This window comes from Viridibacillus sp. NPDC093762 (assembly GCF_050279675.1).
GTDB lineage: Bacteria > Bacillota > Bacilli > Bacillales_A > Planococcaceae > Viridibacillus.
The window spans coordinates 414275-426383 of record NZ_JBNNUK010000001.1; the positions used below are offsets into that span (position 1 = coordinate 414275).

General features: G+C 37.4%; 13 protein-coding genes. 10 read left to right on the forward strand and 3 right to left on the reverse strand.

Annotation, left to right across the window (positions count from 1 at the left end):
* Nucleotides 1-8 precede the first annotated feature (8 nt).
* The 6 genes from aceB (at nt 9) to ACQKM9_RS01950 (ending at nt 4598) form a co-directional block, all read left to right on the forward strand.
* Nucleotides 9-1613 carry a malate synthase A gene (gene aceB, locus ACQKM9_RS01925; protein ID WP_427732174.1) on the forward strand — a complete coding sequence of 535 codons (1605 nt, stop codon included), beginning with the start codon at nt 9-11 and terminating at the stop codon, nt 1611-1613.
* Nucleotides 1614-1633: 20 nt separating this feature from the next.
* Nucleotides 1634-1756 (forward strand): YhfH family protein, encoded by a 123-nt coding sequence (locus ACQKM9_RS01930; RefSeq protein ID WP_200866437.1) that lies wholly within the window; start codon nt 1634-1636, stop codon nt 1754-1756.
* Nucleotides 1757-2048: 292 nt separating this feature from the next.
* Nucleotides 2049-2327 carry a hypothetical protein gene (locus ACQKM9_RS01935; RefSeq protein WP_427732176.1) on the forward strand — a complete coding sequence of 93 codons (279 nt, stop codon included), beginning with the start codon at nt 2049-2051 and terminating at the stop codon, nt 2325-2327.
* A gap of 361 nt (nt 2328-2688) precedes the next feature.
* Nucleotides 2689-3237 (forward strand): peroxiredoxin, encoded by a 549-nt coding sequence (locus ACQKM9_RS01940; protein WP_038183596.1) that lies wholly within the window; start codon nt 2689-2691, stop codon nt 3235-3237.
* Nucleotides 3238-3335: 98 nt separating this feature from the next.
* Nucleotides 3336-3794, forward strand: coding sequence for a TlpA family protein disulfide reductase (locus tag ACQKM9_RS01945; protein ID WP_427732178.1), 459 nt, complete (start codon nt 3336-3338; stop codon nt 3792-3794).
* Between the two features lie 144 nt (nt 3795-3938).
* Entirely contained in the window at nt 3939-4598 is a 660-nt protein-coding gene (locus ACQKM9_RS01950; protein WP_427732180.1) for a potassium channel family protein, read from the forward strand.
* A 150-nt stretch (nt 4599-4748) separates the two neighbouring features.
* On the opposite strand, the gene rnjA is transcribed toward ACQKM9_RS01950, so the two are convergent.
* Both rnjA and ACQKM9_RS01960 read right to left on the reverse strand, forming a co-directional pair.
* On the reverse strand, nt 4749-6416 hold the full coding sequence (rnjA, locus tag ACQKM9_RS01955; RefSeq protein WP_038183613.1) for a ribonuclease J1: 1668 nt from the start codon (nt 6414-6416) through the stop codon (nt 4749-4751).
* Between the two features lie 4 nt (nt 6417-6420).
* On the reverse strand, nt 6421-6630 hold the full coding sequence (locus tag ACQKM9_RS01960) for a DNA-dependent RNA polymerase subunit epsilon (RefSeq protein ID WP_053417599.1): 210 nt from the start codon (nt 6628-6630) through the stop codon (nt 6421-6423).
* Between the two features lie 282 nt (nt 6631-6912).
* On the opposite strand from ACQKM9_RS01960, the gene ACQKM9_RS01965 reads away from it, so the two are divergent.
* Nucleotides 6913-7686, forward strand: coding sequence for a Cof-type HAD-IIB family hydrolase (locus ACQKM9_RS01965; RefSeq protein WP_427732182.1), 774 nt, complete (start codon nt 6913-6915; stop codon nt 7684-7686).
* 55 nt (nt 7687-7741) lie between these two features.
* Here ACQKM9_RS01965 and def read toward each other — a convergent pair whose 3' ends face one another.
* Nucleotides 7742-8299, reverse strand: a complete 558-nt coding sequence (gene def / locus ACQKM9_RS01970) for a peptide deformylase (RefSeq protein WP_427732184.1) — start codon at nt 8297-8299, stop codon at nt 7742-7744.
* Between the two features lie 358 nt (nt 8300-8657).
* On the opposite strand from def, the gene pdhA reads away from it, so the two are divergent.
* The 3 genes from pdhA to ACQKM9_RS01985 are packed head-to-tail and all read left to right on the forward strand — an operon-like array spanning nt 8658 to nt 12107.
* Nucleotides 8658-9773: a pyruvate dehydrogenase (acetyl-transferring) E1 component subunit alpha gene (gene pdhA, locus ACQKM9_RS01975; protein ID WP_427732186.1), complete on the forward strand. Its 1116-nt coding sequence runs from the start codon at nt 8658-8660 to the stop codon at nt 9771-9773.
* A gap of 3 nt (nt 9774-9776) precedes the next feature.
* Nucleotides 9777-10754: an alpha-ketoacid dehydrogenase subunit beta gene (locus ACQKM9_RS01980; protein ID WP_053417595.1), complete on the forward strand. Its 978-nt coding sequence runs from the start codon at nt 9777-9779 to the stop codon at nt 10752-10754.
* 30 nt (nt 10755-10784) lie between these two features.
* Complete coding sequence (locus ACQKM9_RS01985; RefSeq protein WP_427732188.1) at nt 10785-12107, forward strand: dihydrolipoamide acetyltransferase family protein; 1323 nt, start codon at nt 10785-10787, stop codon at nt 12105-12107.
* The last annotated feature ends 2 nt before the right edge of the window (nt 12108-12109 follow it).

Genomic DNA, 12109 nt, shown 5'->3' on the forward strand with positions numbered 1-12109 from the left:
GATGGGCTATGAGTACTCAACAAGTAACTTCACACGAAATCAAAATTTTAGGGAAACAATCGGCAGCTAGCGAAGAAATTTTAACAACTGAAGCATTGCAATTTATAGCTTTGTTACACCGCCAGTTTGATCAAAGAAGAATAGAATTATTAGAAGAACGTCAAAATAGACAACAGCAAATCGATGCTGGCGAGAAACTGGATTTTCTTCCGGAGACAAAAAAAATCCGTGAGGGAGAGTGGACTATTGCTCCACTTCCTGCAGATCTACAAGATCGTCGAGTAGAAATTACGGGGCCTGTTAATCGTAAAATGGTCATTAATGCACTTAATTCTGGTGCGAAAATGTTCATGGCATGTTTTGAAGATGCAACGTCACCAACTTGGGACAATATGATTGAAGGGCAAGTGAATATGCGTGATGCAGTTCGAAAAACAATTTTCTTTACACAGCCATCAAATGGAAAAACATATCAACTAAATGATAATCCAGCTGTCTTACTTGTTCGCCCACGAGGTTTACACTTACTCGAGAAGAATATAGAAATTGCCGGTGAACAAATTGCTGGAGGTCTGTTTGATTTCGGTTTATATGTCTTCCACAATGCGAAGGAGTTAGTAGCCCGTGGATCAGGTCCATATTTCTACTTGCCAAAACTTGAAAGCCATTTAGAAGCACGATTATGGAATGACGTATTTATCTATGCTCAAGAGCAACTTGGTCTTCCGCAGGGAACAATTAAGGCGACTGTCTTAATTGAAACGATTACAGCTGCATTTGAAATGGATGAAATTTTATATGAATTGCGTGAGCATTCAGCAGGTCTAAATTGTGGACGTTGGGACTACATTTTCAGCTATTTGAAACGATTACGCAATCAACCAGAAGTTATTTTACCTGACCGAGGTCAAGTAACAATGACATCGCCATTCATGCGTGCGTACACTTTGAAATGTGTGCAAACTTGTCATAAACGGAATGCACCAGCCATCGGGGGAATGGCTGCGCAAATCCCGATTAAAGATAATCCAGAGGCAAATGAAATCGCTTTTGGTAAGGTACGAGAAGATAAGCGTCGTGAAGCAGCAGATGGTCATGATGGAACGTGGGTTGCCCATCCGGGGTTAGTATCAGTAGCAATGGAACAATTCGATGAGCATATGAAAACACCAAATCAGATTGAACGTAAAAGGGAAGATGTGCATGTTTCGGCAGAGGATTTGTTAGAAGTGCCAGTAGGAACGATTACGGAGGCCGGCTTACGAGTCAATTGCAGTGTAGGGGTTCAATATATCGCTTCATGGCTACGAGGTAATGGAGCAGCGCCAATCAACCATATGATGGAAGATGTAGCTACAGCAGAAATTTCACGCTCACAAACTTGGCAATGGATTCGTCATCCGCAAGGGGTGCTTGATGATGGTCGTGATATTAATGAACAGTTATTTATTGAAATATTACAACAAGAACTAGCAGAAATTGAGCAACAAGTTGGCCAAGAAAACTTCCAAAATGGTCGTTATGTAGAAGCAGCTGACATTTTCAAGTTCTTGACGTTAAAACCGACATTTGAAGAATTTTTAACTTTACCAAGCTATAGTCATATTCAATAACAAAAATGGAGGAGATTACAATGAAAACAACGAAACAAGAAGTAGCAAAAAAACATTGTCGTGAGTGCGGATGCGTAATTGTTGAGCGTGTGGAATCAACTCTTTATGAGTGTGAGCGCTGTATCGGCATAAACGAAGAATAAAACGTAGAGTAATACTTAAACTCGTCAGTTAACAATAGGCTGATGAGTTTTTTTGTTGTAATGATTTTAAAAGATGGTGCATTTCCGATAACCCATTTGAAGTGTATTCATTTCGACTTTTTTATCTGCATTCTACATGTCACATGTGAAGTCTAAATAGTACTATTCCGCCATGAATGTAATTTATGAACATATGCAATAGTCCGCCGAAATGTTCTTGAAAAATAAAAAGTATTATAGAGAAAAATGACGATGATTTATGCTAAACTAGGTGTCTAAGGAGGCGGAAATATTGGGAAAGAAATTGTTTTTTTATCTAGATCCTAAAGAACGACAGGGTGCGGTGAAAGTCCCAAGTGATCCCGTTTTTGAAGGTACATTCCTAATGGCAAATAATCGTTTAATCGATGCGATTGCATTAGAAGATTATTGTCCTGAATGTTTAGGGTTATTACGTTATTCAGATGATTATGATGCATTATTTTGTGCAAATTGTAATGAATGGCGAGAAGAGGTATGTGAGGATCCCTCTTGTGATAATTGTAAAGGCCGGCCAAATCGACCTTTGTAATTGTTCTTGTAAATTTGACAGTCATGAATCTGTGGAGTATTTTTTTATATAGAATACGATTACATTGACAAAAAAGCCTATAATTATAATAATTTCAATCGATTTTAAACTCCATTTATGGGGTTTTTTCTTTTGTTATCATTTTTTTAATATAATTAATAAATTCATACTAAAGATGAGTTCTTTGATTCTGTAATGCGTAAAATGTCGATTATTTGTCACAATAAGAGATAGATTAGAATAATTCTTAAGTGTAAATGATTGATTTCACAATGTTGATTTGCTATTGTAGGAATTGAATTAATGCGAAAATTTTAGTTTTTCGTAATAGCATATATAACAATATTTGGAGGGATTCAACATGGCAGAACGTTTAGTAGCAAATCAAGCACCGCGCTTTGAAATGCAAGCAGTATTAGCTAATAAAGAATTCGGTAAAGTTAATTTAGAAGAAAACATGAAAAATGACAAGTGGACTGTTTTATTCTTCTATCCAATGGACTTCACATTTGTATGCCCAACAGAAATCACTGCAATGTCAGATCGTTACGATGAATTTGAAGATCTTGATGCAGAAGTAATTGGTGTATCAACTGATACAATCCACACTCACTTAGCATGGATCAACACTGATCGTACTGAAAATGGTCTTGGTCAATTAAAATTCCCATTAGCAGCTGACCACAATCAACGTGTATCTCGTGATTATGGTGTGTTAATTGAAGAAGAAGGCGTAGCACTTCGCGGATTATTCATTATCAATCCAGAAGGCGAACTTCAATATCAAGTTGTTAATCACAATAACATCGGTCGCGATGTAGATGAAACTCTTCGTGTTCTACAAGCACTACAAACTGGCGGTCTTTGCCCAGCTAACTGGCGCCCAGGTCAAAAAACTCTTGAAGTTTAATTTAGATTTTTAACATCAAAAAGGCCTAACAAATGTTAGGTCTTTTTTTGAAAGATGAGAATATACTATGTACGAATTCCATTATGAGGTGATTAAACATGAAACTACGTGCTCAAATGCCTGAATTAGTAGGCGAAACGGCTTGGTTAAACGGTAAAGTATCAAAAGCGAGCTTAATCGGTAATAAACCAACACTAATCCATTTCTGGTCTGTAAGCTGTCATTTATGTAAAGAAGCAATGCCAGATATCAATAAATTCCGTGATGAATATAGTAGAGAATTAAATGTTATTGCAGTTCACATGCCACGTTCGGAAAGTGATTTAGATTTAGATGTTATTAAAGCCACTGCAGCTGAACATGATATTACACAACCAATCTTTGTTGACGGTGAAATGAAGTTAACTGACGCCTTCGATAACCAATATGTACCTGCATATTATGTTTTTGATAAAGAAGGGCAACTTCGTCATTTCCAAGCAGGTGGTAGCGGTATGAAAATGCTTGAAAAACGCGTTAACCGTGTATTAGACGAAGTTCGTAACGCTGACGCGTAAGCCGTTTCGAATGTTATAAGAATTGTCCTGTTTTTATAAGGATAATTCTTTTTTTATTGAAAAAAATAGCAATAGCTGCGTTTGTATGCTTAAATGTATTGTGTTACACTATGTCCATTCTTTACAGTATCGGGGGAAAATTTCATGAAAAAAGAATTTGTTGTCATTGGTTTAGGTCGTTTTGGTGGCAGTATTGTTTCGGAGCTGATACAACAAGGTGCTGATGTAATGGCAATAGATAAACAACCAGAAAGAGTGGACGAGTTTGCTCCTATCGCCACGCAGGCAGTCGTAGCAGATACGACGGATGAATCTGTTTTGAAGTCACTTGGGATCCGTAACTTTGAACATGTAATTATAGCAATTGGTGACGACATCCAATCAAGTATTTTAACTACATTGATGTTAAAAGAAATTGGCGTGCAGAAAATTACTGTGAAGGCCCAAAATGATTACCATGAAAAAGTTTTACGAAAAATTGGAGCTGATCATGTTGTTCATCCAGAACGTGATATGGGGATTCGTATTGCGAATAATATGATGTCAAATAATGTACTCGATTACTTGGAATTATCTGATGAACATTCAATTATGGAGATTAAGGCAAATCATTTAATAGAAGGCCATACAATCATTAACTTAGATATCAGGGTAAGATATGGTATTAATATTGTAGCGATTAAAAGAGGGCACGAAATCATCGTTTCACCGCAAGCGGATGAGATCATTCATGAAGGTGATATTTTAATTGTTATAGGAGCAGATGTTGATATTAGTCGCTTTGAGAAGAAAATGATGAATTAAGAGTAAAGTTTTTTAAGGATCATTCATTTCGAGAGCTAGGGATGAATGATCCTTTTGTAGATTAAATGGTACATTATATTACATTCTTATTGACTTTCACCATAAAAATATTAAAAGGGTAGAGATTTTAAAATCTCTACCCTTTTGAAATCAAACTTCCATGATAATCGGCAAAATCATTGGACGACGTTTTGTTTTTTCAAACAAGTATGGTCCTAATGCATCAGTGATATCATTTTTCAATTCTGACCACTGAGGTGTTTTGTCTTGTAAGGTACGTTGTAAGTGACGGTTCAACATTTGTTGAGCTTCATTAATCATCATACCTGATTCACGCATATATACGAAACCACGAGAGATAATATCTGGGCCGGAAACAATTTTCTGTGTCTCCATATTCACGCTGACCACAACAATGACTAAACCTTCTTCGGAAAGGATACGGCGATCGCGTAATACGATATTACCGATATCTCCAATTCCATTACCATCAATGTATACATCACCAGAAGGAATTCGGCCCGATACAGCAGCCGTATTAGGGCTAAGTGCAAGGACGTCACCATTTTCCATGATGAACGTATTGTCTGGTTCTACGTCACAATCAATAGCTAAATCAGCATGCATACGAAGCATGCGGTACTCACCATGAATTGGCATAAAGAATTTTGGTTTAATCAGTCGAAGCATTAGTTTTTGTTCTTCTTGAGAACCGTGACCAGAAGTATGAATGTTATTCAATGAACCATGAATAACTTCTGCACCTGCACGGAATAATGAGTTAATTGTTTTATTAACGCTAATTGTGTTCCCTGGGATTGGTGAAGATGAAAATACAACAGTATCGCCAGGCTGAATTTGGATTTGACGGTGAGTTCCGTTGGCAATACGAGAAAGTGCTGCCATTGGTTCACCTTGGCTACCTGTACAAAGAATCAATACTTCGTTAGCTGGCAAACGATTTAATGTTTGTGAATCAACAAACGTTTCTTTTGGTGCAGTGATATAGCCCAATTCACGACCAATTGTAATGGCGTTATCCATACTTCTGCCAAATACGGCGATTTTACGTCCGTGTCTAGCCGCAGCATCTGTAACTTGTTGTAAACGGTGAATATTTGAAGCGAATGTTGCAAAAATAAGACGACCTTCTACTTTACGTAGAATTTCATCAATACTTTCTCCAACTTTGCGTTCAGACATTGTGAAATTAGGAACTTCGGCATTTGTACTATCAGATAGTAGACATAACACGCCATCGCGTCCGATTTCAGCCATTTTTGTTAAGTTTGCTGGTTCACCAACAGGTGTGAAGTCGAATTTGAAATCTCCTGTATGAACAATATTACCAGGAGGAGTTTTCACGACAATACCGTATGCATCCGGAATGCTGTGTGTTGTTCTAAAGAAGCTCACAGAAGTTTTACGGAATTTAATAATGTCCTCTTCTTGGATTTCAATCATTTTTGTTTGGCGAAGTAAACCATGCTCGTCCAATTTATTACGTAACAAACCTAGTGCAAGCTTGCCGCCGTATACAGGAATGTTAATTTGACGTAGCAAATAAGGAATACCACCAATATGATCTTCATGACCATGTGTAATGAAAAGACCTTTAATCTTGTCTACATTTCTTACTAAGTAAGTGTAGTCTGGTATTACATAGTCAATACCTAATAGATCATCCTCAGGGAATTTAATTCCTGCGTCAATCAAGATAATTTCATCTTGGAATTGTACGGCATACGTATTTTTACCGATTTCGCCCAGTCCGCCGAGTGCGAAAACCGCTGTTTGGTCATTTTTGACAAACTTCATACGTTTAGAGTTTCTCCACGTGGAAATGTTCGCTTGCTTGTTCGTACTCTAAGTAGTTTCCTTCAAGCAATTGAACAAATTCGATATTGTAGTTACGGTCTTTAAGTTTTTGACGAACTTCACGCTCATCTGCCGCTTCTAAGTATAAGCTTTTAGTATTTTCGCGAACTGGTACTTCAAGCGCATTTTCTTGATAATAAACTTTGTAAATCATAATATGCTCTCCTTTAACACGTTCAAAATAATTGCATTTCCTTTATATTATCACGCTAGTAACTTAAAATAAAGAAAAGCCCTCCAAAATTATGAAGGGCAAATATACTTAAGCGATTGTTTTTTTTCCGAGCAAGCCATTAAGCCGTTTCAACAATTGTTTTTTAAGGCGTTTAAACATGGCATATCACTCCTCGTGGACATTATACAATATTAGGTTATTACTGTAAAGTTTTTTTACTTAACAAATGGAAATACAAGAAAAGAGAGGGAGTAATTTAGTATGCAGAAAAGAATATTGTTTTTTGATATTGACGGTACACTCTTTAATTCGAAAAAAGAAATTCCACAGACAACAATTGAGGCGGTCAAAAAAGCAAAAGATAATGGTCATGAAGTGGTTATTGCTACGGGTAGAGCTCCGTTTATGATTCAGGAAGTTCTTGAAACGCTAAAAATAGACTCTTATGTTTGTTTCAATGGTCAATACGTTGTGTATAAGGGGCAGCCCATCTCATTGAAGCCGGTGCCACTCGAACAACTGAAGGCTCTTGTAAACTATGTGGAGAAACAGGACAAGCCATTAGTTTTTTTAGATGATCAAGAGATGGTTACTTCGGTTCCAGAGCATCATCAGATAAAGGAAAGCTTGACTTCTTTACTCTATCCTATGCCAAGACTGGATAAAAATTTCTACTTAAATCATCCTATTTATCAAGTGTTATTATATGTAAGTGTCGAGGAAGAAGAAGAGTATGCAAAGGCTTTTCCTGAACTGCAGTTAGTTCGTTGGCATACTTATTGTTGTGATGTATTAAATAAAGGTGTTTCTAAAGCTTATGGGATTGAACGATTACTTGAATATACAAAATTTGATATGCAAGATGCAGTAGCTTTCGGTGATGGATTAAATGACGTTGAAATGCTAACGGCAGTTGGAACAGGTGTAGCGATGGGGAATGGTCATGTGAAAGCGAAAGCTGTTGCGAGTTTTGTGACTGATCATGTAGATGAAGATGGATTAGTAAAAGCAATGGAAAAATTACAATTGGTATAAAAAACAATAAAAAAGCCTTACTATAAATTAAAGTTTCATAGTAAGGCTTTTTATGTTAATTATTTTCAATTGGTTGAGAATTAGGTACATCCGCGAATGGGTTGGATTCATTAATATGATCATAGAACATGACACCATTTAAATGATCTAATTCATGTTGAAACGCAATTGCGGGTATGCCTTTTAAGCGCATTTTTTTTTCTTCACCATCGAGTGTATGGAATTTAACTGTAATACGTGCATGACGTGGTACATAACCAGCTACATTACGATCAACTGATAAACAACCTTCACCATTTGTTAAAAAAGTATTTTCAACTGAATGACTAATGATTTTCGGGTTTACAGCTACGAAACTGATTTGATTATCATTGTCATCAGGTAGATGCAGAGCAAACATTCTTTTTGATTCATTTATTTGTGGAGCGGCAATACCTATTCCGGAACGCAAGCTATATTTTTCACTTATTACAGGGTCTTGACTATTAATAAGGAATTCAAGTAAGTCTTGACCTAACTTTTTATCCTCAGTTGATAGGGGGAAAGTTAGTTCTTTCGCGCGGGTACGTAATGTTGGATGGCCTTCGCGAATTACATTATCCATTAAAATCATTTCGTTTCTTCCTTTCGATACAAAATCTATATCCATAGTATAACGAACAACGACAATCGTTCAATGGAAAAGAGAGATTCTTAGAAGATTATTTGTTTAAGTTCCCGACATCTGGGAATACATAATACGAGGTGAAAAACTGTTCTAGTAAAGAGTGATAAAAAAAAACTGTTGTATAATACAGTTGTCTAAATGTTTATGGTACAGGTATTTCTGAATAATAAGAATAAAATAATGTAAGCATTATCATAACAATGATTGACCTATTTATTTTAATTCAGTATACTGAAAATGAAGAAACGTTGTATTACTAAAACGAAAAAAATTTATAATACAGACACAGAGGAGATGTGGTAACATGGCTTCACAAAAATCAAAGCAATTCGATCCAGTTGCAAACTTGCATGAGATTGAAGAAAAATTTGAAATGTTTCAGATTTTGAATGAGGAAGGCGAAATTGTTAACTCAGATGCAGATCCGAAACTATCGGATACTGAACTAGTTGAATTAATGAGCCGAATGGTTTTCACACGTATTTTAGACCAACGTTCAATCTCATTGAACCGTCAAGGACGCTTAGGATTCTATGCACCAACAGCGGGCCAAGAAGCTTCTCAAATTGCTTCTCACTATGCACTTGAAAAAGAAGATTATATTTTACCGGGATATCGTGATGTGCCTCAAATTGTTTGGCACGGACTACCGCTTTATAAAGCATTCTTATTCTCACGTGGACATTTCATAGGTAATCAAATTCCTGAAGGTGTTAATGTGTTACCACCACAAATTATTATTGGTGCTCAGTATATTCAAACAGCTGGAGTTGCACTTGGTATGCAAAAACGAGGCAAAAAATCCGTTGCTGTAACTTATACGGGTGATGGTGGTTCGTCTCAAGGGGACTTCTATGAAGGTATTAACTTTGCAGGAGCGTTTCGTTCACCAGCAATCTTCATCGTTCAAAATAACCAATTTGCTATTTCTACACCACGTGAATTGCAAACAGCTGCAAAAACAATCGCTCAAAAAGGAATTGCGGCAGGTATTCCTAGTATCTTAGTAGATGGAATGGATCCACTTGCAGTATTCGTAGCAACTCGTGATGCTCGCCAACGTGCTGTAAATGGAGAAGGTCCTTCGTTAATTGAAACAATGTGTTACCGTTATGGTCCACATACAATGGCTGGAGATGATCCAACTCGTTACCGTACTTCTGATACAGATTCACAATGGGAAAAGAAAGATCCAATTGTACGTTTCCGTAAATACTTAGAAGCAAAAGGTTTATGGAGCGAAGAAAAAGAAGCAGAAGTAATTGAAAAAGCTAAAGAAGAAATTAAAGCAGCTGTCAAAGAAGCGGATGCGGCACCAAAACAAAAAGTAACAGAACTGATCCGTAATATGAATGATGGCGATTTACCATATAATTTACAAGAACAATACGAAATCTTCAAAGAGAAGGAGTCGAAATAACCGATGGCACAACTGACGATGATTCAAGCAATTACAGACGCACTACGCTGCGAACTAAAAGATGACGAAAACGTTCTAGTGTTCGGTGAAGACGTTGGTGTCAACGGAGGGGTTTTCCGTGCAACTGAAGGTCTTCAAAAGGAATTTGGTGAAGATCGCGTTTTTGATACGCCACTAGCAGAATCAGGAATTGGTGGATTAACAATCGGTCTTGCGCTTCAAGGTTTCCGTCCGGTTCCAGAAATACAATTCTTTGGTTTCATATATGAAGTAATGGACTCTGTAAGCGGTCAATTAGCACGTATGCGTTACCGTACAGGTGGAGCACTTGGTGCACCTGTTACAATCCGTTCTCCATTCGGCGGTGGTGTACATACACCAGAAATGCACTCAGACAGCTTAGAAGGTTTAATGGCATCTCAACCAGGATTAAAGGTAGTCGTACCTTCAACACCTTATGATGCAAAAGGGTTACTAATCTCATCAATTCGTGATAATGACCCAGTAGTTTTCCTAGAGCATTTAAAATTATATCGCTCGTTCCGTGAAGAGGTTCCTGAAGAGTCTTATACAATTCCATTAGGAAAAGCTGATGTGAAGCGTGAAGGAACAGATTTGTCAATCTTTGCATACGGTGCAATGGTACATGAATCACTAAAAGCTGCTGAATTATTAGAAAAAGAAGAGTACTCAGTTGAGGTTGTGGATTTACGAACTATTCAACCTCTAGATATTGAAACAATTATTGCTTCTGTTGAAAAAACAGGTCGTGCAGTTGTTGTTCAAGAGGCACAAAAACAAGCAGGTATTGCTGCTAATGTAGTTGCTGAAATTACAGAGCGTGCTATCCTTAGTCTTGAAGCGCCAGTACTTCGCGTAGCAGCACCGGATACAATCTACCCGTTCCCACAAGCAGAAGCAGTTTGGCTGCCTAATGCAAAAGATATTGTTGAAACAGCGAAAAAAGTACTAACATTCTAATTCGTTTTCGAAACAGAAAGGGTGAAACATATGGCATTTGAATTTCGATTACCAGATATTGGTGAAGGAATCCATGAGGGTGAAATTGTAAAATGGTTCGTAAAAGCAGGTGACAAAATTCAAGAAGATGACGTGCTTTGTGAAGTGCAAAATGATAAAGCGGTCGTTGAAATCCCTTCTCCGGTAGAAGGTACAGTTGAAGAAGTCCTTGTTGAAGAAGGTGTTCTTACAACAGTTGGTACAGTTTTACTAAGAGTAGACGCACCAGGATATGAAGATATCCAACTAAAAGGTCATAATGATGAAGAAGAAACCACAAAAGAAGAACCAACAAAAGCTGCAGTTGAAGAAGCTCCGAAAGCAGAAACAACAACAGTAGCATCAGAACCATCTGTGGAGGCTGACCCGAATAAACGTGTTATTGCAATGCCATCAGTCCGTAAGTTTGCACGTGACAATGACATTGATATTAAACAACTATCGGGTTCAGGTAAAAATGGACGTATTGTCAAAGAAGATGTGGAATCATTTATGAATGGTGGGCCATCTCAAACTGCAACACAGGCAGTTGAAGCACCAGTTGCAGAAGAGACTCCAGTTTCTGAAAAAATTAATGAAAAAGCTTCCGTACAACCAGTATTAGAAGGCGACTTCCCTGAAACACGTGAGAAAATGTCGGGTATCCGTCGTGCAATTGCAAAAGCAATGGTTCATTCAAAACAAACAGCTCCACACGTAACATTAATGGACGAAGTGGATGTAACAGAACTTGTAGCACATCGCAAAAAATTCAAAGAAATCGCTCTTGAAAAAGGTATCAAACTTACTTATTTACCGTATGTAGTAAAAGCTTTAGTTAGCGCATTACGTGAATTCCCTGAATTTAATCGATCACTTGATGATGCGACACAAGAAATTGTTCAAAAACACTATTATAATATCGGTATTGCTGCTGATACAGATAAAGGCTTATTAGTTCCGGTTATTAAACATGCAGATCGCAAATCGGTATTTGCAGTTTCTGACGAGATTAATGAGCTTGCTACAAAAGCGCGTGACGGTAAATTAGCACCAAATGAAATGAAAGGTGCATCTTGCTCGATTACGAACATAGGTTCTGCAGGTGGCCAATGGTTTACTCCAGTAATTAACCATCCTGAAGTAGCTATATTAGGAATTGGTCGAATTGCAGAGAAACCTGTAATAAAAAATGGTGAAATTGTAGCGGCACCTGTGTTAGCATTATCATTGAGCTTTGATCATCGAATGATCGACGGTGCTACAGCTCAACATGCGTTAAATCATATTAAGCGTTTGTTAAGCGAGCCCGAATTATTATTAATGGAGGCGTAAGA